Source organism: Pseudomonas sp. RIT-562 (genome assembly GCF_026241895.1).
Classification (GTDB): domain Bacteria; phylum Pseudomonadota; class Gammaproteobacteria; order Pseudomonadales; family Pseudomonadaceae; genus Aquipseudomonas; species Aquipseudomonas mandelii_F.
Map to the genome: position 1 here is coordinate 228,826 of NZ_JAPJIV010000007.1, position 25,011 is coordinate 253,836.

Genomic DNA, 25,011 nt, shown 5'->3' on the forward strand with positions numbered 1-25,011 from the left:
CAAGGTATAAGGTCTGAACCATGAGTTTGCTCAATATCGGGATGTCGGGTCTCAACGCCAGTCAGGTGTCGTTGGCGACTGTCGGCAATAACATTGCCAACGCCAACACCGCCGGCTATTCGCGCCAGCAGACCATCCAGACCAGCAATACCTCGAATCTGAATGGCGGCGTGTTCATCGGCAGCGGCACAACCCTGGCGGATGTGCGCCGGGTGTATAACGCCTATCTCGATCAACAGCTGCAGACCAGCACTTCGCTGAGCAACGATGCCAACTCGTACCTGGAGCAGGTCAACCCGCTCGACAAACTGTTCTCCGACAAGACCACCGGCATCAGTGCGGTGTTGAGCAGCTTCTTTGCCGCAGTGCAAACCTCGGCCGCTACCCCAAGCGATACGGCGGCGCGCCAGTTGCTGCTGACCAACGCACAAACCCTGAGCAACCGCTTCAACGCGCTGTCGTCGCAGATGCAGCAGCAGAACGAAGGCATCAACAGCCAGCTGACCACCATGACCGAAAAGGTCAACCAGTTGACGGCCTCGATTGCCTCGCTGAACCAGCAGATTTCCCAGGCCGGCAGCTCGACCGGCAGCGGCCCGAACAACCTGCTCGATGCGCGTAACGAAGCGGTGCGCACGCTCAATGAGCTGGTCGGCGTGACCGTCCAGGAACAGAACGGCAGCTACAACGTATCCCTCGGCACGGGCCAGTCGCTGGTGCTGGGCAACACGTCCAACACCCTATCGACCGCCCGCACCGGCATCGACAAGAACCAGCTGAACATCCAGGTCAACTCGCCGTCTTCGGTGAGCGATGTGACCTCGGTTATCAGCGGCGGCAAGATCGGCGGATTGCTGCGCTACCGTGAAGACGTGCTGGTGCCGGCGATGAACGACCTGGGCCGCACCGCGATCGTGGTCGCCGACAAGATCAACCGCCAATTGGGCCAGGGCCTCGACGCCAATGGCGAGTTCGGCGCTTCGTTGTTCTCCAGCATCAACAGTGCGGCGGCCATCAGCCAGCGCAGCCTGGCGGCATCGAGCAACAGCGCAGGTTCGGGCAATCTTGACGTCAGCATCACCAACTCCAGCGCGCTGACCACCTTCGATTACGAAGTGACGTTCACCGCCGCGGACAAGTACACGGTCAAACGTTCCGACGGCAAGAGCATGGGCAGTTTCGACCTGAACCCGGCGGCCGAGATCGATGGTTTTAAACTCAACCTCAACGGCGGTGGCCTGAGCGCTGGTGACACCTTCAAGGTGATCCCGACCCGGACGGGTGCCAGCACCATCACCACGCAGATGACCGACTCGAACAAACTTGCCTTTGCCGGCGCCCTGGTCGCGACCAGCAACACCGGCAACGGCGGCACCGGCGCGCTGACTCCGCCGGCACTGACAGTGCCGATGGACATCTACTCCGGCGCCGACTTGGCCGACTTGCAGGCCGGGATCAAGAATTCCATGCCGGTGACCCTGGCCTTCAAGGAAGCGGCGGGGGGCAGCCAGGCCTACGAAATCTTCAACGCGAAAGGCCAGAGCATTGGCACCGGCACCATCGTGCCGGGGCAGGGCAACGACCTGACGATCAACGTGCCAATCCTCGACGCCGCCGGCCTGCCGATTGCCGGCAAGTCGTTTTCCTTCAACACCACGGTCAGCGGCTCGCCGTCGAAGAACGACAAATACGAAGTCGCCTTCAACGTCGACGGCAAAAAAGACAACCGCAACGCCAACGAAGTGTTGGGCCTGCAAACCAAGGCCACGGTCGGCGTCAGTGGCGGCAACGCCGGCATGAGCATGACCACCGCCTACAGCCGCCTGGTGGAACAGGTCGGCGCCAAGGCCAGCCAGGCCCTGGGCGACAGCACCGCCAGCGGGGCAATTTTGGCACGGGCCAAGTCCGAAGTCGCGTCAGTGTCCCAGGTCAACCTGGACGATGAAGCCGCCGACCTGGTCAAGTTCCAGCAGTACTACACCGCGTCGTCGCAGATTATCAAGGCCGCGCAAGAAACGTTCAGCACGCTGATCAACAGTCTTTAAGGGAGTCTTCGACGATGCGAATTTCTACAGCTCAGTACTTTGAGACGAGTGCGGCCAAGTACCAGAACAACTTCTCCTCGATTGTGAAGACTCAGGAGCAGATCACTTCGGGCGTGCGTATTCAGAGTGCGGGGGATGATCCTGTTGGGGCTGCGCAGTTGTTGATGTTGCAGCAGCAGAAGGCGATGCTCAGCCAATACAGCAACAACATGGGCAGCATCAAGAACTCGCTGATGAACGAAGAAAGCGTCCTGGATAGCGTCAACACGGCACTGCAGCGCGCGCGTGAACTGGCCCTGAGTGCTGGCGATGGCAGCAAGAGCGATGCCGATCGCAAGTCCATTGCCGAAGAGCTGGGCGAGATCGAAGCGAACGTGTTGAGCTTGCTGAACAGCAAGGATTCGGGGGGCAATTACATGTTCTCCGGCTCGAAGACTTCGACGCCTCCCTACGTGCGCAACAACGACGGTACCTACACCTATCAGGGCGACGACACCCAGTTGAGCCTGCAGGTGTCGGACACGCTGTCCATCGCCACCAACGATACCGGCAAGAGCGTTCTCGAATCGGCGACCAACTCCGGGCGGACTCAGGCAATCCTTGATCCATCCAAGCCTAACGATGGTACGGTTTCCATCTCTGCGGGCCTGATGAAGTCGACTGCGGCTTACACCAAGAACTTTGCCGCTGGCGAACCTTATGAGCTGAAGTTCGTCGACAGCACTCATTACACCATCGCGGATAAAGACGGCAACGACGTCACTTCCGAGGTGTCAGGCAACGGCACTTTCGATTCGAAAAAAGAAGGCGGTTCGACCATCAGCCTGCGCGGTGTCGACTTCGATATCACCTTGCGGCTCAAGGCGCCTGTTGATCCAGTGACCAACCTGCCGATGACCCCCGACGCAGAGGTCAAGGATCACATTTTCGCCCTGGGCACCAAGCCTGACAGCTTCAATACCTCGCGGACTCCGAGCAATGGCTCGACGGCGCAGATCACCCAGTCCGGCGTGGCTAACCAGGCTGACTACGTCAACGGATTTCCCGGCAGTGGGGTGGTCGTCAAGTTCACCGATGCCAGCAACTACAAAGTCTATGCCCAGCCGATGAGCGCAGACAGTAAATCGATTGGTGAAGGGGCGATGGTTGCCGGCTCCGGCACGATCACCGTGGCCGGAGTGAAACTCGATTTCACCGGTGCTCCTGGCGCAGATGATCAGTTTGTCATCAGTGGCAGCAGCCACCAGACCCAGAGCGCTCTCGATACCCTGAGCCAACTACGGCAAACCCTGGAAACCCCTTCCGATGGCAACGATCTGGCGCAGATCAAGCTAAAGGATGCCTTGAACTCGGCAGTCAGCAATCTGGCCAATGCCAGCGAGCAGGTGCTGACCGTGCGTGGCGCCATCGGCGCGCGCCTGAACTCGATTGACATCCAGAGTGCTGAGAACACCAGCCTGGACCTCTCCAACACCAGCACCCAGGCCGCCATTGGCAATACTGATGTGGCGACCGCGTCGATTGATCTGGCCTTCCAGCAATCACTGCTACAAGCCTCCCAGCTGGCTTTCGTGAAAATCGCCCAGTTGAGCCTGTTCAACAAGCTGTAATCCCGCCTAGATTGCCGGCACCCTGGGTGCCGGCAATGCCTCGTTGTCGCTTTTCTTGCCCAATACTTAATTTTTTTTACCCTCCAGTCGGCGGTTGAACGCTCGTTTGTGACTGGATGTTTGCTATAAGCCACGCATAATGCGTGACCTGCGAGTCATAAAGCGCATCTTCACTGTATTGTGTAAAAAAGGATGGGCAGGGGGCTGACCCTTGTCGGGCGTGTTTTCCGGATTGGCGGAGCGTCTGCGCCGTATTTTTTCACTCGGCGAAGTCCAGTATTGTCAGTACCTCTCGGTCTTGCGAGCGGTGATCTCCAGCTATTTAGTATTGGGAAGCCACAATGATTGGCATAAAAAGCATTGCCAGCTACGTGCCAGCGAGTGGGCTGGATAATTATGCTCAGGGCGCGAAGTTCGAAAAGGATGAAGAGTTCATCCTTGGAAAAATCGGCTCGGCGTTCCTGCCGCGCAAGGACGCTGCCCAGGAAACCTCCGACCTGTGTGTCGAGGCCGCCAACGCTTTGTTCGCCAACAATCCGCAGCTCGATCGTCAAGCCATCGACGTATTGATCGTCGTCACCCAGAACGGTGACGAGGAAGGGCTGCCGCACACCTCAGCGATCGTTCAGGACAAGCTTGGCCTGTCGACCAACGTCGCGGCCTTCGACATCTCCCTGGGTTGCTCGGGTTATGTCTACGGCATCTACGCCATCAAGGGCTTCATGGAAGCCACTGGCTTGAAGAACGGCCTGCTGATCACTGCAGACCCGTATTCGAAGATCGTCGACCCCGAAGACCGCAATACCACCATGCTGTTCGGCGATGCCGCCACGGCCACCTGGATGGGTGAAGATGCAGCCTGGCAGTTGGGTAAAGCCAAGTTCGGCACCGACGGCTCGGGTGCTCCACACCTGAAAGTCACTGACGGCGTGTTCTATATGAACGGGCGTCAGGTGTTCAACTTCGCGCTGCTCAAAGTGCCGGCGCACCTGCACGAGCTGCTTGACGAGTCAGGCCTGGTGTCCCAGGACATCGACGCGTTCTGTATCCATCAAGGCAGTGCGGCCATCGTCGACGCCGTGGCACGGCGTTTCGAAGGCGAGCCGGAGAAATTCGTCAAGGACATGGTCGAGACCGGCAACACTGTGTCGTCGAGCATTCCGCTGCTGCTGGAAAAGCACATGTTCGACTCCAGCTGGAAGCGCGTGGCCATCAGCGGTTTCGGCGTGGGCCTGTCCTGGGGTTCGGCGATTATTCATCGCCCCTGACGCGCCAGTTAATTAACGCCAAAAAAACGCCCATGACCGCGAGGTCATGGGCGTTTTTGCTTTCAGGGGGGCAGAGCTAAGGCCTTGAATCGCAAGGAGTGGCACGGTGCTAGTAAAAAAAAACAAAAAAGCGCTCAAGCAACCCGCTTTCACGACGATAACTATTACGAAGGTTCTCTAGGCCACACCCGGCGGTTGCCAGGGCCGGAAGCCGCAGCACCCAACCAACGAGGAATTCGTCATGGCTTTATCAGTAAACACCAACATCACCTCCCTGGGCGTTCAGAAAAACCTGAACAAGGCTTCCGACGCTCTGAGCAACTCGATGAACCGCCTGTCCTCCGGCCTGAAAATCAACAGCGCTAAAGACGACGCTGCCGGCATGCAAATCGCCAACCGTCTGGGCAACCAGGTGAAAGGTTTGAACGTTGCAATCGCCAACGCCAACAACGGTGTTTCGATCGCGCAGACCGCTGAAGGCGCGATGCAAGAATCCACCAACCTGCTGCAACGTCTGCGTGAACTCGCCCTGCAGTCTGCGAACGGTGATAAAAGCGACGCTGACCGTACTTCCCTGCAGCAGGAATTCACCGCCAAGGTGGGTGAGCTGACCCGTATCTCCAACACCACCACCTTCGGTGGTCGTAACCTGCTGGACGGTTCGTTCAGCAACGTTGGTTTCCAAATCGGCGCAAATGCCAACGAAACCATCTCGTTCGGTATGACCGACATCAGCGCCACCGGTCTGAAAGGTACTTACAGCGAGGCAAGCGTTAACAGCACTGCGTTAGCTGGTTTGAGCGCTACCGCCACTGGTTCGACTCTACCATTGCCTAAGGGGGCTAGCGTAACGGGTGGTGCTGCACTTGCGACTACCGCTGCCGACAAGATTGATATCAACGGAACAGTAATCACCTTCGGTGTTGCTGCTGCTGGTAGTGCTTCTGGTATCTCCGCTGCAGCGGCGATCAACCTTGCATCCGGTACTACAGGTGTTACTGCTACTTCCGATCCTTCAACCGGTGCCTTGACCCTGTCTTCGAAGGGCAACATCGTTTTGGGGGACAACGTTGCTGGTAGTCTGGCCAAAGCAGGCTTGACCGCGGGCACTACTGCTGCTGTTGCTGCAGAACCAAAAGCTACAGTAACCGGCACTGCCGCTTTGGCGACAACTGCTGGCGATATTCTCAACATCAACGGCACAGACATTACTCTGACTACAGCTGCTGCTGGTGCTGCCGCCGGTCTAGCGGCAGCTGTCGCGATCAACAGCAAGTCGGCTCAGACCGGCGTTACAGCTTCAACCGATGCTGCTGGTCTTCTGACCCTGACCTCGGCGAAAGACTTCACCGTTGGTGGCGCTGACGTGGCCAAAACCGGCTTGACGGCTGGTACTACTGGTGCATGGGATAAAGAAAAGATGGGCTCTGCTGGTGCCATCACCGTTAACGGTACGAGTGTATCGTGGGCTGCGGGTGCCACAATGAAAACGGTATTGTCCAGTCTCGCAGCCACCACAGGCGCAGGCGGCACAGCAACTGTTAAAGAAGGTCGTGTGACCCTCACTTCGGGCGAAGGTAAAGACATCAAGCTGGCCAACACTTCCAGCGGCTCGCTGTCTCAGCTGGGTCTGTCGGCAGGTACTTCCCAGGCCAAGCTGAAAGAAGACACCTCTGTAGACGTCAACGGCGTTGAAGTCAAATTCAAGAAAGGCGATACCACCGACGCGATCGTTGCGTCGATCAACAGCGCCAGCACCGGCGTGAATGCCAGCAAAAACGCTGACGGCACCCTGAATCTGTTTGCTGACAAAGACATCACCCTCAAGGATGGCAGTGCGGGTACTGGTCTGGCCGCACTGGGTCTGACCGCCGTTTCCGCTGCTGGCACCAAGTCTGCAGTTACCATGGAAACTACCGTTTCCGACCTGAGCATCCTGACTAATGCCGCTTCGCAACAGGCAGTACAGGCACTGGACGGCGCTCTTCAGCAAATCGACAGCCAGCGTTCGCAGCTGGGTGCGGTGCAAAACCGTTTCGCCAGCACCGTGGCCAACTTGCAGAGCATTTCGCAGAACTCCACCGCTGCTAAAGGCCGCGTAGAGGACGCTGACTTTGCATCCGAAGCTGCTGAACTGACTAAGCAACAAACCCTGCAACAGGCGTCCACCGCGATCCTGTCCCAGGCTAACCAACTGCCATCCGCTGTTCTGAAGCTGCTTCAGTAATATCGGTAGCGGTTAACTAACGGAAGGGCGCTCTACGTGCCCTTCCGTTTTTTCAGTTTTGAGGTGATGACATGGATATGAGCATTAAGCTGAACGCGCATTACCCGGCTGCCGCGACCCAAGCGGCTAGCGCCTCCGTCACCCTGGCACCGCCAGTGGCCGAGCAAGAGCCCACCGCCACTGAAGATACCAAGCGCGTGGCTTTGGAAAAGGCCGTGACCGATATTCGCGAGTTCGTGCAATCGACTCAGCGAAACCTGGATTTTTCCATCGATGACACCACCGGAGCGGTCGTGGTCAAAGTAGTCGCCACCGAAAGTGGCGAAGTCATTCGGCAAATCCCGTCGGAAACTGCTTTGAAGCTTGCACAGAATTTGAGTGATGCCAGCAGCCTCCTGTTTGATACGAAGGCCTGAGCTGGCATGAAATGTGTTTCTGACTGCAGCTACGGCAATATTCGCCAATAAAGCGGCAGCCACAGGACAAGGAGAATACCAATGGCGAGTTCAACGATTTCCGGCCCGGGTTCGGGCTACGACACCCAAGCCATCGTCAAGGCGCTGGTAGGGGCTGAGAAGGCACCTAAACAGGCTCAGATCACCAGTCTGCAAAAAGACACGACCATTCAGTTGTCGAGCGTCGGCTCGGTGAAAAATGCGCTGGAAACCTACCGGGCTGCAATCGCCAAGTTGAACAACGTGGCCGCATTCAATGGCCTCGCCGCTACCTCGTCCGAAGAAAAAAACGTCAAGGTCACTCTGGGTGATGGCGCCGCCAGCGGCAAATATGTGGTGGTGGTCAAGGAGCTGGCGACGTCCTCGAAAGTCACGAGCAAAGTAGTTGAGGGAGGGGCGTCGGGCTCGGCCAACTCCAGCGATGAAACCCAGACATTGACTATCACCCAGGCGGGCAAGAGCTACGATGTGCTTGTGCCTGGCGGCGCGACCCTGCAGGAAGTGCGCGAGTCGATCAATACTCAGCTGTCAGCCCAGGGTATCAGTGCCAACGTCTTGAGCGATGCGAACGGGGGGCGTCTGGTTATCGGCTCCAACACTACGGGCGTGGACACTGACATCACTTTGAGCGGTGACTCAGACCTGGCACAAGGTTATGACAAAGGCACGCCAGCGCAGAATGCCAAGTACACCATCGACGGTATCGAGATGGAGTCCACCAGCAACAACGTCACTTCCGCCATCAGTGGCGTGTCGCTGGAGCTGCTGGCCAAAGACAAGGACAAACCGGTCATCGTCACTGTGGCGAGCAACACCGGAACGCTGAAAACCTCGGTTCAGTCTTTCGTTACTGCCTACAACGCGTTGATGACCAGCATTAATACCCAGACCAAGGTCACCGCCACCGGCGATTCTTCGACCACCACCGCTGGCGCCTTGACCGGTGATGCTTCTATGCGTCAACTGGTCAACAATCTGCGCAGTGAGTTGGTCAACAGTTCGGGGTCGAGCGCCATGAGCAGTCTGGCGCAAATGGGCATTACCACTGACCAGAAAACCGGTCTGCTGAGCCTGGACGACAAGGAATGGGACAAAGCTGTAGTCAAGGGAGCAGGTGATATCGCTAAGATGTTTACAGGTGATACTGGCTTGGTGACTCGCATGACCAAGGCGACTGCCTCCTACGTCGGCACGACCGGATCGCTGGCTAGCAGGGTGACGGACCTCAACACCAAGTTGACCGACCTCACAACCCAGCAAGCCGACCTCGATCGTCGCATGGAGAGCCTGCAGACATCCCTGACCGCCAAGTACACGGCCATGGACACCCTGATCGCCCAGCTCAATGCCAGCAGCTCCAGCATCATGACAACGCTCAACTCGCTGAATAATCCTAAGTCGGATTAATTCCAGGGCACGCACGCGTCCCGCATCGAGTGGAGAAATGATTTGGGCCTGAATGCCCCGATTAAAGTTTTATGTGACGCAGTCGACAAACTTCATATAGATAAATGTCCGACTGCGGCCGGTAACGAGGTAGCAACATGAATCCGATGAAAGCCCTTCGTGCGTATCAGAAGGTCAACTCCCACGCGCAGATCTCCGAGGCCAGCCCTCACCGTCTGATCCAGATGCTGTTCGAGGGTGGACTTGATCGCCTGGCTCAAGCCAAAGGCGCAATGGAGCGCGGCGACATCGCGCAGAAATGCGTGCTGATCACCAAGTCCATCGGCATCATCACTGGCCTGCGCCAGGGGTTGAATGAAGAGAAGGCCCCGGACCCGGCTGCCATCCAGCAACTGGACAGCCTGTACGAGTACATGAACTCGCAGCTGCTGAAGGCCAACCTCAACAACGATCCGCAAATCATCGATGAAGTCGCGCGCCTGCTGACCACCGTGAAAAGTGGCTGGGATGCGATTGCCGCGCAAGAGACCGCGCTATAGGCCTACTAGCCGAGGAACAACGCCATGAGTCAAGCATTGCAACGGATTGAACAAACCCGCGAAGCGCTCATCGATGCGCTGGCCGAGCGTGATTGGGGGGCGATTGGCGCGCTGGATTCGGCCTGCCGTGAATGCGTCGATGAGGTGCTGAGTGAAGCGCCGATCGACGAGGAAGCGCTGCGGACCAATCTGGAGAGTCTGCTGGCGGTGTACAAGGATTTATTGACGGCGACGATGGGCGAGCGTCAGGCGATAGTCGACGAGATGTCGCAGATCACCCAAGCGAAGAGTGCGGCAAAGGTTTACCATCTGTTTGGTTAATTAATCCGCGGTTAATCCAAGCATCTGCGCCATATATTTGACTGTGCACGGTTTTTTGACTTAACTAGTGGCTGTTTACAGATTTCAGGCGTCTATAGGCCTAACAGGTCTGCAAGCGTCTAGCTTGCCCACTCATTTCGGGCACCGAGTTGACTAGGGAAGTTGCTATTGCATGTGGCGTGAAACCAAAATCCTGCTGATTGATGACGATAGCGTCCGCCGCCGCGACTTGGCGGTGATTCTGAATTTTCTCGGTGAAGAAAATTTGCCCTGCGGAAGCCATGACTGGCAGCAGGCTGTGGGCTCTCTATCGTCTAGTCGTGAAGTGATCTGCGTCCTTATCGGGACGGTTAATGCTCCTGGCGCACTTTTGGGCTTGCTTAAGACACTCTCAACCTGGGATGAGTTCCTTCCGGTTTTGTTAATGGGCGATAATTCTTCCAGCGACTTGCCTGAAGACCAGCGTCGACGCGTGCTTTCGACCCTGGAAATGCCGCCCAGCTACAGCAAATTGCTCGACTCCCTGCACCGTGCCCAGGTCTATCGCGAGATGTACGACCAGGCCCGCGAGCGCGGTCGGCATCGTGAACCCAATCTGTTCCGCAGCCTCGTCGGCACCAGCCGGGCGATCCAGCACGTGCGCCAGATGATGCAGCAAGTGGCTGATACTGATGCCAGCGTGCTGATCCTCGGCGAGTCGGGCACCGGCAAGGAAGTGGTGGCGCGCAATCTGCACTACCACTCCAAACGTCGTGATGCGCCGTTCGTGCCGGTCAATTGCGGGGCGATTCCGGCCGAGTTGCTGGAAAGCGAATTGTTCGGCCACGAGAAGGGCGCGTTCACCGGGGCGATCACCAGTCGTGCCGGGCGCTTCGAGCTGGCCAACGGTGGCACGCTGTTCCTCGATGAAATCGGCGACATGCCGCTGCCGATGCAGGTCAAGCTGCTGCGCGTGTTGCAGGAGCGCACCTTCGAGCGCGTGGGCAGTAACAAGACCCAGAGCGTCGACGTGCGCATCATTGCCGCGACCCACAAGAATCTCGAAAGCATGATCGAGATCGGCACCTTCCGCGAAGACCTCTACTATCGCCTGAATGTGTTCCCGATCGAGATGGCGCCGCTGCGCGAGCGCGTCGAAGATATTCCGTTGCTGATGAACGAGCTGATCTCGCGCATGGAGCACGAGAAGCGTGGCTCGATCCGTTTCAACTCGGCGGCGATCATGTCGCTGTGCCGTCACGGCTGGCCGGGCAACGTCCGCGAGCTGGCCAACCTGGTGGAGCGCATGGCGATCATGCATCCGTACGGGGTGATCGGCGTGGTCGAGCTGCCGAAGAAATTCCGCTACGTCGACGATGAAGACGAGCAACTGGTCGACAGCCTGCGCAGCGACCTGGAAGAACGGGTGGCCATCAACGGGCATACCCCGGACTTCTCCGCCAACGCCTTGCTGCCGCCCGAAGGCCTGGACCTCAAGGACTACCTCGGTGGCCTGGAGCAGGGGCTGATCCAGCAGGCGCTGGATGATGCCAATGGCATCGTCGCGCGCGCTGCTGAACGCCTGCGTATTCGTCGCACCACCCTGGTGGAGAAGATGCGCAAGTACGGTATGAGCCGGCGTGACGGTGACGAACAGGCAGATGATTGACGCCTGTTTTTCAAGTCCTTCATTTGTAGGCGGTTTTTTTTAGGCACGGGTATTGCTACATCCCTCGCAACGTTCCGTTTAACTGACGGTCAGCCACGCGAGAGTGCCCGATGCCCCAAGCCGCCCAGATGTCTCCTGTCCCTGACGCTTCGGGGCCACTGTCGTCCGTCGAGCAGGCCAGCCGGCTGGGGCTCGAGCAGTCGTTTGCGCTGTTCAACCAGATGTCCAGCCAGCTCACCGATTCCTACAGCATGCTTGAAGCCCGGGTCACCGAGCTCAAGGGCGAGCTGGAAGTGGTCAGCGCCCAGCGCATGCAGGAACTGGCGGAAAAAGAACGCCTGGCCAACCGTCTGCAAAACCTCCTTGATCTATTGCCAGGTGGCGTCATCGTCATCGATGCCCAAGGCATCGTGCGCGAAGCCAATCCTGCCGCCTGTGAATTGCTCGGCCTGCCGCTTGAAGGGCAGTTGTGGCGCCAGGTGATTGCCCGCTGCTTCGCGCCCCGTGAAGACGACGGCCATGAAATTTCCCTGAAGGACGGTCGACGCTTGTCGATTTCGACCCGTTCGCTGGATGCCGAACCGGGGCAGCTGGTGCTGCTCAATGACCTGACTGAAACCCGCCATTTGCAGGATCAACTGGCGCGGCATGAGCGCCTGTCGTCCCTGGGGCGGATGGTCGCGTCCCTCGCGCATCAGATCCGCACGCCCTTGTCCGCCGCCTTGCTGTACGCCAGCCACCTGACTGAGCAGGAACTGCCAGTCGCGACCCAGCAGCGCTTTGCCGGGCGCCTGAAAGAGCGCTTGCACGAGCTGGAGCACCAGGTGCGCGACATGCTGATTTTCGCCCGGGGCGAGCTGCCGCTGACCGACCGGGTCACTCCTAAAATGCTGATGCAGTCGCTGCAGGCCGCGGCCCAGGCGCACGTGCAGGATCTGCCGATTCGCTGGCAGTGCGACAGTCATGCCGGCGAGTTGCTGTGCAATCGCGACACCCTGGTGGGCGCCATTCTCAACCTCATCGAGAACGCCATCCAGGCCAGCGCCACGGAGGTGCGACTGAAAGTCCATCTCTACGCCCGCGGCAGCCATTTGCGGGTGGCGATCAGCGACAGCGGCAGCGGCATCGATCCGCGAGTGCTGGCGCGCCTGGGCGAACCTTTTTTCACCACCAAGGCCACCGGAACCGGCCTCGGCCTGACCGTGGTCAAGGCAGTCGCCCGGGCGCATCAGGGAGAATTGCTGCTGCGCTCGCGACCAGGTCGCGGCACATGCGCGCAAGTCATCCTGCCGCTGTTCGCCAATGAACAACCCCCTTGTAGGAGCGAGCCTGCTCGCGAAAAACCCGAGAGCGCCGCAGTCTGTCAGGCCCCCAACGTAAGCATTAACGACCTTCGCCACCACGGAGCGGACTAAAGCCCATGCCAATCAAGGTTCTACTGGTCGAGGACGACCGGGCATTACGCGAAGCGCTGGCCGACACCCTGCTGCTGGCCGGGCATGACTATGTCGCTGTCGGCTCAGCAGAAGAAGCGCTGACGGCCGTGACCAAGGATGCCTTCAACCTGGTACTCAGCGACGTCAACATGCCGGGCATGGACGGCCATCAATTGCTCAGTCTGTTGCGCGCGCGCCAGCCACAGCTGCCAGTGTTGCTGATGACTGCCCACGGTGCAGTCGAGCGCGCGGTGGATGCCATGCGCCAAGGCGCGGTGGATTATCTGGTCAAGCCTTTCGAACCCAAGGCGCTGCTCGATCTCCTGGCGCGGCACGCCCTTGGCAATCTTGCGCCTGAAGGGGAAGGGCCGATCGCGTTCGAACCCGCCAGCGCCCAGTTGCTGGAGCTGGCCGCGCGCGTGGCCCGCAGTGATTCCACGGTGTTGATCTCTGGTGAGTCCGGCACTGGCAAAGAAGTGCTGGCGCGTTATATCCATCAGCATTCCCATCGGGCCACTCAGCCGTTCATTGCGATCAATTGCGCGGCGATCCCCGACAACATGCTTGAGGCCACACTGTTCGGTCATGAAAAAGGCTCGTTTACCGGCGCGATTGCCGCGCAGGCGGGCAAGTTCGAGCAGGCGGATGGCGGCACCATCCTGCTCGACGAGATTTCCGAAATGCCCATGGGCCTGCAAGCCAAGCTGCTGCGCGTGTTGCAGGAGCGTGAGGTCGAGCGGGTCGGGGCGCGCAAGCCGATTACCCTGGATATCCGGGTGGTAGCGACCACCAACCGCGACCTGGCTGCGGAAGTGGCGGCGGGGCGGTTCCGGGAAGATTTGTACTATCGGCTGTCAGTGTTTCCACTGGCCTGGCGCCCGTTGCGCGAGCGCACCGCCGACATTCTGCCGCTGGCCGAGCGGCTGCTGGCCAAACACGTCAATAAAATGAAGCATGCCGCCGCCAAACTTTCGCCCGAGGCGCAGGCGTGCCTGATTGCCTATCTGTGGCCGGGTAACGTGCGTGAGCTGGATAACGCGATCCAGCGGGCGTTGATCCTGCAGCAGGGCGGGCTGATCCAGCCGCAGGATTTTTGCCTGGCCGGGCCGGTGGCCTGTGCGCCGTTGCCGGCATTGGCGGCGCCGATGGCAATGGTCGAGGCCGAGTCCGCCGGGGCGTTGGGGGATGATCTGCGTCGGCGCGAGTTCCAGATGATCATCGATACCCTGCGCAGCGAGCGCGGCCGCCGCAAGGAAGCCGCCGAACGCCTGGGCATCAGCCCGCGCACGCTGCGCTACAAGCTGGCGCAGATGCGGGATGCGGGGATGGATGTGGAAGCCTACCTGTTCGCCACTTGAGCCCGAGACGCACCCGATCCCGTAGGAGCTGGCTTGCCGGCGATTCGATAGTGTGGGAGCAAGGCTTGCCCGCGATGAACGATCACGCGGTTCACCTGAAAACCCTAGCGCGGCAATCGCGGGCAAGCCTTGCTCCCACAAAAACGCCGTGCTCCCAAGAACGCTTCGCTCCCACAAAATGGCGTGTCGCTGCATAGCTGGCACCCTTGTTGCTAACACCTGATTACCCGCCGAGTGAGCGTCAAAAAATTGCGGGTAGTCATTGGGAGTGGAACATGAGCCAAGGTATTGAATTCAATCGGTTGATGCTGGATATGCGCGCCATGCAAATGGACGCCATGTCTGCGCCTAAAGCGACTGCCGCCGTTCCTCAACTGCCGGGCAGCAGCTTCTCCGACATGCTCGGCCAGGCCGTCAATAAAGTTAACGAAACCCAGCAGGCGTCCAGCCAGCTGTCCACCGCGTTCGAGATCGGAAAAAGCGGTGTCGACCTGACTGACGTGATGATCGCCAAGGAAAAAGCCGGCGTGTCGTTCCAGGCCATCACCCAGGTGCGCAACAAGCTGGTCCAGGCGTATCAAGACATCATGCAGATGCCGGTTTAAGGACGATATTGAGTCATGGCAGAAGCAGCCAGCGATAACGTTCCGGCCAAGGCCAGCGCAATAGACGGCAAACCGCCGCTGTTCGGCTTGTCCTTCCTGGAAAACCTTTCCCAGATGACCATGTTGCGTCAGGTCGGCCTGTTGGTCGGGTTGGCGGCGAGCGTGGCCATCGGCTTTGCCGTGGTCCTGTGGTCCCAGCAACCGGACTATCGTCCGCTGTACGGCAGCCTCGCCGGGATGGACGCCAAGCAGGTCATGGATACCCTGGCGGCCGCTGACATTGCGTACTCCGTAGAACCTAATTCCGGCGCCTTGCTGGTCAAGGCCGAAGACCTGTCCCGTGCGCGGCTCAAGCTCGCGGGCGCTGGTGTCACTCCCAGCGATGGCAATATCGGCTTTGAAATCCTCGACAAGGACCAGGGCCTGGGCACCAGCCAGTTCATGGAAGCCACCCGCTATCGTCGCGGCCTCGAAGGCGAACTGGCGCGGACCATCTCCAGCCTGAACAACGTCAAGGGTGCGCGAGTGCACTTGGCCATCCCGAAAAGCTCGGTGTTCGTGCGCGACGAGCGCAAGCCCAGCGCCTCGGTGCTGATCGAACTGTACTCTGGCCGCTCCCTGGAGCCTGGCCAGGTGCTGGCGATCATCAACCTGGTGGCGACCAGCGTTCCGGAGCTGAGCAAATCCCAGGTCACCGTGGTCGACCAGAAGGGCAACCTGCTGTCGGACCAGGCGGAAAATTCCGAGCTGACCATGGCCGGCAAGCAATTCGATTACAGCCGCCGCATGGAAACCATGCTGACCCAGCGCGTGCACAACATCCTGCAGCCGGTACTGGGCAACGATCGCTACAAGGCTGAAGTCTCGGCCGATGTGGATTTCAGCGCGGTTGAATCGACCTCCGAGCAGTTCAACCCGGATCAACCGGCGTTGCGCAGCGAGCAGTCGGTCAACGAACAACGCACCACCAGCAATGGTCCGCAAGGCGTGCCGGGAGCCCTGAGCAACCAGCCGCCATCGCCGGCCTCCGCGCCTGCAACCACCGGCGGCGCTACCGCATCGGCCGGCATGGTGCAGCCAGGTCAGCCGCTGCTGGATGCCAACGGGCAACAGATCATGGACCCGGCCACCGGCCAGCCGATGCTTGCGCCGTACCCGGCGGACAAGCGTCAGCAGTCCACCAAGAACTTCGAGCTCGACCGCTCCATCAGCCACACCAAGCAGCAGCAAGGCCGCTTGAATCGTCTGTCGGTGTCGGTGGTGGTGGACGACCAGGTCAAGGTCAACCCGGCCAACGGCGAAACCAGTCGTGCGCCGTGGAGCGCCGACGAATTGGCGCGGTTCACTCGCCTGGTGCAGGACGCCGTCGGTTTCGACGCCAGTCGTGGTGACAGCGTCAGCGTGATCAACATGCCGTTCTCCGCCGAGCGCAGCGAAGTGATTGCCGATGTGCCGTTCTACTCCCAGCCGTGGTTCTGGGATGTGATCAAGCAAGTGCTGGGCGTGTTGTTCATCCTGGTGCTGGTGTTCGGCGTACTGCGCCCGGTGCTCAACAACATCACCAATGGCGGCAAGGGCAAACAGCTGGTCGGCATGGGCAGCGACGTCGAGTTGGGTGGCATGGGTGGCCTGGACGGCGAACTGGCCAACGACCGCGTCAGCCTCGGTGGCCCGCAGAGCATCCTGCTGCCGAGCCCGAGCGAAGGCTATGACGCGCAGTTGAACGCAATCAAGAGTTTGGTGGCAGAAGATCCGGGTCGTGTGGCCCAGGTCGTGAAAGAGTGGATTAACGCAGATGAGTGATAACCGAGCCGTTGCCGCCAAACTGTCCAAGGTCGACAAAGCCGCGATCCTGCTGCTGTCCCTGGGCTCCACCGATGCTGCGCAAGTGTTGCGCCACATGGGGCCCAAGGAGGTCCAGCGTGTGGGCGTGGCGATGGCGCAGATGGGCAACGTGCACCGCGAACAGGTCGAGCAGGTGATGAGCGAGTTCGTCGAGATCGTCGGCGACCAGACCAGCCTGGGCGTCGGTTCCGACGACTACGTGCGCAAGATGCTCACCCAGGCCCTGGGCGAAGACAAGGCCAACGGCCTGATCGACCGCATCCTGCTGGGCGGCAACACCAGCGGCCTCGACAGCCTGAAGTGGATGGAACCGCGCGCCGTCGCCGACGTGATCCGCTACGAACACCCGCAGATCCAGGCGATCGTGGTCGCATATCTCGACCCGGACCAGGCCGGTGAAGTGCTGGGCAATTTCGACCACAAGGTGCGCCTCGACATCATCCTGCGTGTGTCTTCGTTGAACACCGTGCAGCCGGCGGCCCTGAAAGAACTCAACCAGATTCTCGAGAAGCAGTTCTCCGGCAACTCGAACGCTTCGCGCACCAACCTCGGCGGGATCAAGCGCGCGGCCGATATCATGAACTTCCTCGACAGCTCGATCGAAGGGCAGTTGATGGACTCGATCCGCGAAGTCGACGAAGACCTGTCCGGTCAGATCGAAGACTTGATGTTCGTGTTCAACAACCTGGCCGATGTCGACGACCGCGGCATCCAGGCGTTGCTGCGCGAAGTCTCCTCCGACGTGCTGGTGCTGGCCCTCAAGGGCTCGGACGAGAACGTCAAGGAGAAGATCTTCAAGAACATGTCCAAACGAGCGGCCGAACTGTTGCGCGACGACCTCGAGGCCAAAGGCCCGGTGCGCGTCAGCGACGTGGAAACCGCACAGAAAGAAATCCTCACCATCGCCCGCCGTATGGCCGAAGCCGGAGAAATCGTTCTCGGCGGGAAAGGCGGCGAAGAGATGATCTAAGGTCACCATGTCGACCAAACACGATGAGTCCCAGACTGACCTGATCCGTGCCAAGGACGTCAGCGCTGTCGATATCTGGTCTTTGCCCAGTTTCGATCCCTACGTCCCCGAGCCTGAGCCGGAACCTCAACCCGAGCCTCCGGAAATGGAGGAGGTGCCGCTGGATGAAGTCCAGCCGCTGACCCTCGAAGAGCTCGAGAGCATTCGCCAGGAGGCCTATAACGAAGGCTTCGCCACGGGTGAGCGCGAAGGTTTCCACAGCACCACGCTCAAGGTGCGCCAGGAAGCCGAAGCGGCGCTGACGGCGAAAATTGGTGCGCTGGAAAAGCTCATGGGCCAGTTGTTCGAACCCATCGCCGAGCAGGACACCCTGATCGAGAAGTCCCTGGTGGACCTGGTGCAGCACATCACCAAACAGGTGATCCAGCGCGAACTGGCGATCGATTCGACCCAGCTCGAACACGTCATGCGCGATGCGCTCAAGCTGTTGCCGCTGGGCGTGGGTAACGTGCGGCTGTACATCAACCCGCAGGATTTCCAGCAGGTCAAAGCCCTGCGCGAGCGCCATGAAGAAACCTGGCGCATCGTCGAGGACGAGACCTTATTGCCGGGCGGTTGCCGGGTCGAGACCGAACACAGTCGCATCGACGCCACCGTGGAAACCCGCCTGGCACGGGTCATGGACAAGCTGTTCGATCAGCTCCATGAACAGGCCCTGCATCCTGCGGCACCGGACCTGAGCCTGGAGTTATCCGGGCGCAATCCGCCACCCGTGGCCCCGGCAGCGGACGAACCTGATGCGCCTTGATCGCACCAGCTTCGCCAAGCGCCTGGGCAGCTATGCCGAGGCGACGCAGCTGACTGGCGGGCCGATCCTCGAAGGCCGCCTGTTGCGCATGGTTGGCCTCACTCTCGAAGCCGAAGGCTTGCGCGCCGCCATGGGCAGCCGCTGCATGGTCATCAACGACGACAGTTATCAGCCGGTGCAAGTTGAAGCCGAGGTCATGGGCTTCTCCGGCAGCAAAGTGTTCCTTATGCCGGTCGGCAGCGTCGCCGGCATCGCGCCGGGCGCCCGGGTGGTGCCGTTGGCCGATGCCGGCCGTTTGCCGATGGGCATGAGTATGCTCGGGCGGGTGCTGGACGGCGCGGGTCGGGCATTGGACGGCAAGGGTGGGATGAAAGCCGAGGACTGGGTGCCGATGGATGGCCCGACGATCAACCCGCTCAAGCGCGAACCGATCAGCGAGCCACTGGACGTAGGCATCCGCTCGATCAACGGATTGTTGACGGTGGGCCGCGGCCAGCGTCTGGGTCTGTTTGCCGGTACCGGCGTGGGCAAGAGTGTGCTGTTGGGCATGATGACCCGCTTCACCGAGGCCGACATCGTGGTGGTCGGCCTGATCGGCGAGCGTGGACGCGAAGTGAAGGAGTTCATCGAGCACATCCTCGGCGAGGAGGGGCTCAAGCGTTCCGTGGTGGTGGCTTCACCGGCGGACGATGCGCCGCTGATGCGTTTGCGTGCGGCGATGTACTGCACGCGCATCGCCGAGTATTTTCGCGACAAGGGCAAGAATGTCCTGTTGCTCATGGACTCCCTGACCCGTTTCGCCCAGGCCCAGCGGGAAATTGCCCTGGCCATTGGCGAACCGCCGGCGACCAAGGGCTACCCGCCTTCAGTATTTGCCAAACTGCCGAAACTGGTGGAGCGCGCCGGTAATGCGGAGAAGGGCGGTGGCTCGATCACCGCGTTCTACACGGTACTCTCCGAAGGAGATGACCAGCAGGACCCGATTGCCGACTCCGCCCGGGGCGTGCTCGACGGTCACATCGTGCTGTCGCGGCGCCTGGCCGAGGAAGGTCATTACCCGGCCATCGACATCGAAGCGTCCATCAGCCGGGTCATGCCCTCGGTGGTGACACCGGAGCACATGACTCGGGCGCAGTACTTCAAGCAACTGTGGTCGCGCTATCAACAGAGTCGCGACCTGATCAGCGTCGGCGCTTATGTCGCCGGCGGTGACCGCGAGACCGACCTGGCGATTGCCCTGCAGCCGCAGCTGGTCAAATACCTGCGCCAGGGTTTGAACGACAACATCAGCCTGGGTGAGAGCGAAGCCTATCTCGGCTCGATCTTCGCCCCGGCAGCCGGCGGCTAACCGGCCATGGCCCAGAGTCGAGCCGCGCGCCTGGCACCCGTGGTCGAGATGGCCGAGAAGGTCGAGAAAGCAGCGGTGCAGCGCCTTGGCCACTTCCAGGGCCAGGTGCGCCTGGCCGAGAGCAAGCTCGCCGACCTTGAAGCCTTCCGCCTCGATTACCAGGAGCAATGGATCGTGCGCGGCAGCAGCGGCGTATCCGGTCAATGGTTGCTCGGCTACCAGGGTTTTCTCGCGCAACTGGGCACGGCCATCGACCAGCAACGGCAAAGCCTGGCCTGGCACCAGAACAATCTGAACAAGGCACGCGATACCTGGCAACAGGCGTATGCCCGAGTGGAAGGCTTGCGCAAACTGGTGCAGCGCTACATGGACGAGGCGCGACGCCTGGAAGACAAGCGCGAGCAGAAGCTGCTGGACGAATTGTCGCAGCGCTTGCCGCGGCAGAATCCTTACTAATATTCGCCCCCAGAAGATCGCAGCCTTCGGCAGCTCCTACAAGGCGGTGCACAGCTCGCTTTTGTGGGAGCTGCCGAAGCCTGCGATCTTTTGATCTTGCTCCTGTCACCACCTAATGCTAAACCTTGTACAAGCAAGTCCCCTAACGACAAGGAAGCCAATCAATGTCAGTCGTCTCAGTAGTTTCCCCGGATGGGCAAAAACTGACGATATCGGTCAAAGGCCGCTTCGATTTCGCCAAGCATCAGGAATTTCGCGAGTCTTATGAAAACCGGGAGCTATCTGCAGTAGTGGTCGATCTCAAGGATACCACCTACCTCGACAGCTCGGCCCTGGGCATGCTGCTGTTGCTGCGCGATCACGCTGGCGGCGACGATTCCGACATCCGAGTGGTCAACAGCAGCTCTGACGTGAAGAAGATCCTCGCCATTTCCAATTTCGACAAACTGTTCGACATCAGTTGAATCCGGTGCAGTCGCCGTTTGAGGCACTGACGATCCTGATCGCCGAGGACAGCGCGGCCGATCGCCTGTTGCTGTCCACTATCGTGCGCCGTCAGGGCCATGCGGTATTGACCGCAGCGAACGGCGCCGAAGCTGTCGAGGCATTCCGCTCACAGCACCCGCAACTGGTGTTGATGGACGCCATGATGCCGGTGATGGACGGTTTTGAAGCCGCACGGCAGATCAAGGCGCTGGCCGGGGAAACCCTGGTACCCATCATCTTCCTCACCTCCCTCACCGAAAGCGAAGCCCTGGCACGCTGCCTGGAGGCGGGGGGCGACGACTTTCTGGCGAAGCCTTATAACCAGGTAATCCTCGCGGCCAAGATCAAGGCGATGGACCGCTTGCGCCGCTTGCAGGCCACGGTGCTGCAGCAACGTGACCAGATCGCCCGGCACCACGAATACTTGCTTAACGAGCAACGCGTGGCCAAGGCGGTGTTCGACAAGGTGGCGCATTCCGGTTGTCTGAACGCTCCAAACATCCGCTACCTGCAATCACCCTATGCGCTGTTCAACGGCGATCTGCTGCTGGCCGCGTTTACCCCGGCCGGGGATATGCACGTGATGCTTGGGGACTTCACCGGTCATGGCTTGCCCGCGGCCGTCGGTGCCATGCCCCTGGCGGAGGTCTTCTATGGCATGACCGCCAAGGGCTACGGCCTCTCGGAAACCCTGCGCGAGATGAACGCCAAGCTCAAGCGCATCCTGCCGGTGGACATGTTCTGCTGCGCGACGTTGTTGTGCCTGAGCTTCCAGCGCCGCTCGGTGGAAGTGTGGAATGGCGGCATGCCCGACGGTTATCTGCACCGGGTCGCCAGTGGCGAGCGCACGCCATTGCCCGCCAGGCACTTGCCGCTGGGTGTGCTGAGCCCGCAAACATTCGACGATCGTACTGAAGTGCTGCCCATGGCTGTCGGGGATCGGCTGTTCCTGCTGTCCGATGGGGTGATCGATACCTGCGACGCCAACGAACAGCTATTCGGCGTGGAGCGCCTGCAACAGGTGTTCGCCGCCAATCGGCAGCCGGATGCGCTGTTCGAGGAGATCGAGCAGGCATTGCGCGATTTTCGCGGTGAAGCGCGCGACGATGTCAGTCTGCTGGAAGTCAGCCTGCTGGACGCCGCGCAGATGCGCCCGCCGGCATTGGTCTATTCCGACAGTGGGCAGTCATGCCCGCTGGACTGGTCCGTCAGCTTCGAATTTCGCGCCGCCTCGCTCAAGCGCTTCAATCCGCTGCCCTACCTTCTGCAATTGCTCAGTGAAGTGCACGGCCTGCGGGCCCAGAGCGGGGCGCTGTACAGCGTGCTGGCGGAACTGTATTCCAATGCCCTGGAGCACGGCGTGCTCGGGCTCGATTCCAGCCTCAAGCGCGATGCCCAGGGATTTGCCCGCTATTATCAGGAACGCAACGCGCGCCTGGATGGCCTGGACGGTGGTTATGTGCGGGTGCATCTGCAGGTGGTGCCGGAGGGCGAGGGTGGTTGCCTGACCATTCGAGTGGAAGACAGTGGCAAAGGATTTGACGTCGCGCAGGTGATGCGGCGACCGGTCGACAGTGTCCGTTTGTCGGGTCGTGGGGTCAGTCTGGTCCGGCAACTGGGGCGTAACGCCGTGTGGTCCGACGATGGTCGCAGTGCTCGCGTGGAGTTTTTCTGGGAGGCTCTGGCATAATCCCGCCCATTCTTGATCAAGGAGTGAACAAGTGGCTGAGCCACATCTGAATCGCGAGGTGCTGGACGCCTTGCAGGAAGTCATGGAAGACGAGTATCCGGTGTTGCTGGATACTTTTCTCGAGGATGCCGAAGAGCGCCTGCGCCTTCTGCGCGATCCCGCAGACGCCGTGCACTTGATGGAAACTGCTCACAGTTTTAAAGGCAGCAGCAGCAACATGGGCGCGCAGCGGCTCGCAGCGTTATGCAATGAGCTGGAACAGCGAGCGAAGGTTGCCATGCCTGCTGATCTGCAACAGCTCGTCGGTGCTATCGACTGTGAGTTTGCCTTGGTCCGTCCGCTCTACGAAGCAGAACGCTCGCGAGCCACCAATCGAGCTGCCGGGCGTATCTAGTTGCCGTTTCGATAACCTGGCTCGACCCTTGCAGTAATCCTCCTCACTTGTATCCACGATCCCAGTGCGGCGGAGACTGTTCATGCCCGTTACCCCAAATTTGCTGCTCCAGGCCGCCGCCAAGGCCAAGGCTCAGCCTTCGTCCGCCAATCCCTTGGCGTCGCCTGCCGAGCCTGCGGACAAGGCCGCGAGCTTTGCCAAAGTCTACGCCCGGCAAGAGCAAACCCGACCTGCCCAAGGGCTCGACGGCCCGGCCCGCAGTGTGCGCGACAAGGCGCCTGACCTCGGCGCAAAGAAAGATCTGGGCAACGACAAGTCTGCCGCCGCGAAACCCTCTGTTGCCGATAGCGGCAAATCCTTGCCCGCCGATAAACCGGCACCGGCTGAAGACAAGGTCGCCACCGATACTGACCAGACCACCGACACAACGGCAGCTGTTGATCCTGCGGCTACCCCCGCAGTCGAGTCCCAGCCGGCCACTTCTGTGGCGACTAGCGAACCTGCGCTAGACCCAGCGACCGCCGCCGCACTGGCAGCGGCCGCCGTGGCCGCCGATCCCGATTTCGATCCGCAAGCGGACCCGCTCGACGCGCTGCCAGCCGTGCGCCTGGCCATGGAACAGAGCGGGCATGTGTCCGCCTCCAGTCAGGCGCAAGCCAGCGCTTCCCCAGCCCAGGCCGACGGCGAGCCGACTTCGGCGCAGAACTTCGCTTCCGGCCTGGCCAATATGCTGGCCGTGCAGGCCGACAAGGACAGCACCAGCGAAGGTGGCGAAAAAGCCTTCAGCGGCCTGATCGATGATGGGCTCAAGGATCTGAAAGCCTCGTCCAGTGATACCCGCGTCGAGGATTTCGCCAACCGCCTGGCGGCGCTGACCCAGGCGGCGACACCGAAAACCGCTAACGCGATCCCGGTGAACCAGCCAATTGCCATGCACCAGAGCGGCTGGACCGAAGAAGTGGTCAACCGCGTCATGTACCTCTCCAGTGCCAACCTCAAGGCCGCCGACATCCAGTTGCAGCCGGCCGAACTTGGTCGCCTGGACATCCGGGTGAACATGGTGCCCGACCAGCAGACCCAGGTGACCTTCATGAGCGCCCACCCTGGCGTTCGCGAAGCGCTGGACGGGCAAATGCACCGGCTGCGCGAGATGTTCGTGCAACAGGGCATGGGCCAGGTGGACGTCAATGTGTCCGATCAGTCCCGTGGACAGGATCAGCAACAGGCGCAGCAGAGTCAGGCCGGGCGCGCGGGCGCCAGTGGCGGTCGCCTTGACTCCATGGATGAAGACCATGCCCCGGCAGTCGCTGAAGTGGCTGCAGCTACCAGCGTGATCGGCTCCAGCGCAGTCGATTATTACGCCTGATCCAACGCCCATCCAATGTGGGAGCGGGCTTGCTCGCGAAAGCGGTGCGCCAGTCAACATCAATGTTGAATGGTAAATCGCCTTCGCGAGCAAGCCCGCTCCCACAGGTGTATGTGGTGTTATTGAATGATGCGCCAGCCCCATGCCCGCACTTCTGGCATAACACTTGCTCTTGCCTACCCGTGCAACTGTGAAACCCCGAATAGTGACGGATTATTGGCATGGCGAAGAGCGACGCAGCAGTAAAAGACCCTGCAACCAAAGGCAAACTCAAGCTGATCATCCTGGTCGTCGTGGCGCTGCTGCTGGCGATCGGCGTGTCCGTGGGGGCGACCTGGTTCTTCATGCACAGTGCCGAAAGCAAGCCTGCGGCCGTGGAGGAGACCGCGGTGAGCGGCAAGCAGGCGGCGATCTTCGAGCCACTGCTGCCCGCGTTCGTTTCCAACTACAACCAGAACGGTCGCCAGCGCTACATGCAGGTGAGCATCACCATGATGGGGCGCAACCAGGCGGACCTGGAAGCGCTCAAGGTGCACATGCCAGTCATCCGTAACAACCTGGTAATGCTGTTCTCCGGACAGGACTTCGCCACCCTGGCTTCGCCAGTCGGTCAGGAAATGCTGCGCCAGAAGGCCACCGCCAGCGTCCAGGAAGTGGCGCAGAAAGAACTCGGCAAGGTCGCCATCGAACAATTGCTTTTCACCAATTTCGTACTGCAGTAGGAACACG

The 25,011-nt window shown here is 60.3% G+C and carries 21 protein-coding genes and 1 pseudogene; all 22 read left to right on the forward strand.

What is annotated here, in order from left to right:
• Positions 1 to 20: 20 nt before the first annotated feature.
• The 22 genes and pseudogenes from flgK (at position 21) to fliL (ending at position 25,004) form a co-directional block, all read left to right on the forward strand.
• A complete protein-coding gene (gene flgK / locus ORL50_RS11995) occupies positions 21 to 2,045 on the forward strand; it encodes a flagellar hook-associated protein FlgK (protein ID WP_266014665.1) in 2,025 nt (674 codons plus the stop codon).
• Between the two features lie 14 nt (positions 2,046 to 2,059).
• Entirely contained in the window at positions 2,060 to 3,655 is a 1,596-nt protein-coding gene (locus ORL50_RS12000; protein ID WP_266014668.1) for a flagellar hook-associated protein 3, read from the forward strand.
• A gap of 341 nt (positions 3,656 to 3,996) precedes the next feature.
• On the forward strand, positions 3,997 to 4,923 hold the full coding sequence (locus tag ORL50_RS12005) for a ketoacyl-ACP synthase III (protein ID WP_266014671.1): 927 nt from the start codon (positions 3,997 to 3,999) through the stop codon (positions 4,921 to 4,923).
• Between the two features lie 241 nt (positions 4,924 to 5,164).
• Entirely contained in the window at positions 5,165 to 7,150 is a 1,986-nt protein-coding gene (locus tag ORL50_RS12010; RefSeq protein WP_266014675.1) for a flagellin N-terminal helical domain-containing protein, read from the forward strand.
• A 71-nt stretch (positions 7,151 to 7,221) separates the two neighbouring features.
• A complete protein-coding gene (locus ORL50_RS12015) occupies positions 7,222 to 7,566 on the forward strand; it encodes a flagellar protein FlaG (protein ID WP_266014678.1) in 345 nt (114 codons plus the stop codon).
• 81 nt (positions 7,567 to 7,647) lie between these two features.
• Entirely contained in the window at positions 7,648 to 9,012 is a 1,365-nt protein-coding gene (gene fliD / locus ORL50_RS12020) for a flagellar filament capping protein FliD (RefSeq protein ID WP_266014681.1), read from the forward strand.
• 137 nt (positions 9,013 to 9,149) lie between these two features.
• On the forward strand, positions 9,150 to 9,551 hold the full coding sequence (gene fliS, locus ORL50_RS12025) for a flagellar export chaperone FliS (RefSeq protein ID WP_266014684.1): 402 nt from the start codon (positions 9,150 to 9,152) through the stop codon (positions 9,549 to 9,551).
• 24 nt (positions 9,552 to 9,575) lie between these two features.
• The gene (fliT, locus tag ORL50_RS12030) at positions 9,576 to 9,872 is read left to right on the forward strand and encodes a flagellar protein FliT (RefSeq protein ID WP_266014687.1); all 297 of its coding nucleotides are present in this window, start codon (positions 9,576 to 9,578) and stop codon (positions 9,870 to 9,872) included.
• A gap of 172 nt (positions 9,873 to 10,044) precedes the next feature.
• Complete coding sequence (locus ORL50_RS12035) at positions 10,045 to 11,520, forward strand: sigma-54 dependent transcriptional regulator (RefSeq protein WP_266014690.1); 1,476 nt, start codon at positions 10,045 to 10,047, stop codon at positions 11,518 to 11,520.
• 128 nt (positions 11,521 to 11,648) lie between these two features.
• Positions 11,649 to 12,815: pseudogene (locus ORL50_RS12040) on the forward strand (sensor histidine kinase); the annotation flags it as partial.
• Positions 12,816 to 12,940: 125 nt separating this feature from the next.
• Positions 12,941 to 14,314 (forward strand): sigma-54-dependent transcriptional regulator, encoded by a 1,374-nt coding sequence (locus ORL50_RS12045; protein WP_266014693.1) that lies wholly within the window; start codon positions 12,941 to 12,943, stop codon positions 14,312 to 14,314.
• 275 nt (positions 14,315 to 14,589) lie between these two features.
• Positions 14,590 to 14,919 carry a flagellar hook-basal body complex protein FliE gene (fliE, locus tag ORL50_RS12050; RefSeq protein WP_045058888.1) on the forward strand — a complete coding sequence of 110 codons (330 nt, stop codon included), beginning with the start codon at positions 14,590 to 14,592 and terminating at the stop codon, positions 14,917 to 14,919.
• Between the two features lie 15 nt (positions 14,920 to 14,934).
• Complete coding sequence (gene fliF / locus ORL50_RS12055) at positions 14,935 to 16,722, forward strand: flagellar basal-body MS-ring/collar protein FliF (RefSeq protein WP_266014697.1); 1,788 nt, start codon at positions 14,935 to 14,937, stop codon at positions 16,720 to 16,722.
• Entirely contained in the window at positions 16,715 to 17,734 is a 1,020-nt protein-coding gene (fliG, locus tag ORL50_RS12060) for a flagellar motor switch protein FliG (protein WP_266014699.1), read from the forward strand. Before fliF ends, fliG begins: the two co-directional genes overlap by 8 nt.
• A gap of 7 nt (positions 17,735 to 17,741) precedes the next feature.
• Positions 17,742 to 18,542 (forward strand): flagellar assembly protein FliH, encoded by an 801-nt coding sequence (gene fliH, locus ORL50_RS12065; RefSeq protein ID WP_266014702.1) that lies wholly within the window; start codon positions 17,742 to 17,744, stop codon positions 18,540 to 18,542.
• Positions 18,532 to 19,890 carry a flagellar protein export ATPase FliI gene (gene fliI / locus ORL50_RS12070; RefSeq protein ID WP_266014705.1) on the forward strand — a complete coding sequence of 453 codons (1,359 nt, stop codon included), beginning with the start codon at positions 18,532 to 18,534 and terminating at the stop codon, positions 19,888 to 19,890. The genes fliH and fliI overlap by 11 nt, the downstream gene beginning before the upstream one ends.
• Positions 19,891 to 19,896: 6 nt before the next feature.
• A complete protein-coding gene (gene fliJ, locus ORL50_RS12075; protein WP_266014707.1) occupies positions 19,897 to 20,346 on the forward strand; it encodes a flagellar export protein FliJ in 450 nt (149 codons plus the stop codon).
• Positions 20,347 to 20,510: 164 nt separating this feature from the next.
• Positions 20,511 to 20,810, forward strand: a complete 300-nt coding sequence (locus ORL50_RS12080) for an STAS domain-containing protein (protein WP_266014709.1) — start codon at positions 20,511 to 20,513, stop codon at positions 20,808 to 20,810.
• Between the two features lie 5 nt (positions 20,811 to 20,815).
• The gene (locus tag ORL50_RS12085; RefSeq protein WP_314528086.1) at positions 20,816 to 22,522 is read left to right on the forward strand and encodes an ATP-binding SpoIIE family protein phosphatase; all 1,707 of its coding nucleotides are present in this window, start codon (positions 20,816 to 20,818) and stop codon (positions 22,520 to 22,522) included.
• Between the two features lie 31 nt (positions 22,523 to 22,553).
• Positions 22,554 to 22,916, forward strand: coding sequence for an Hpt domain-containing protein (locus ORL50_RS12090; protein WP_266014715.1), 363 nt, complete (start codon positions 22,554 to 22,556; stop codon positions 22,914 to 22,916).
• A gap of 82 nt (positions 22,917 to 22,998) precedes the next feature.
• Entirely contained in the window at positions 22,999 to 24,282 is a 1,284-nt protein-coding gene (locus ORL50_RS12095; RefSeq protein WP_266014718.1) for a flagellar hook-length control protein FliK, read from the forward strand.
• Positions 24,283 to 24,503: 221 nt separating this feature from the next.
• Positions 24,504 to 25,004, forward strand: a complete 501-nt coding sequence (gene fliL, locus ORL50_RS12100) for a flagellar basal body-associated protein FliL (RefSeq protein ID WP_266014720.1) — start codon at positions 24,504 to 24,506, stop codon at positions 25,002 to 25,004.
• Positions 25,005 to 25,011 lie beyond the last annotated feature (7 nt).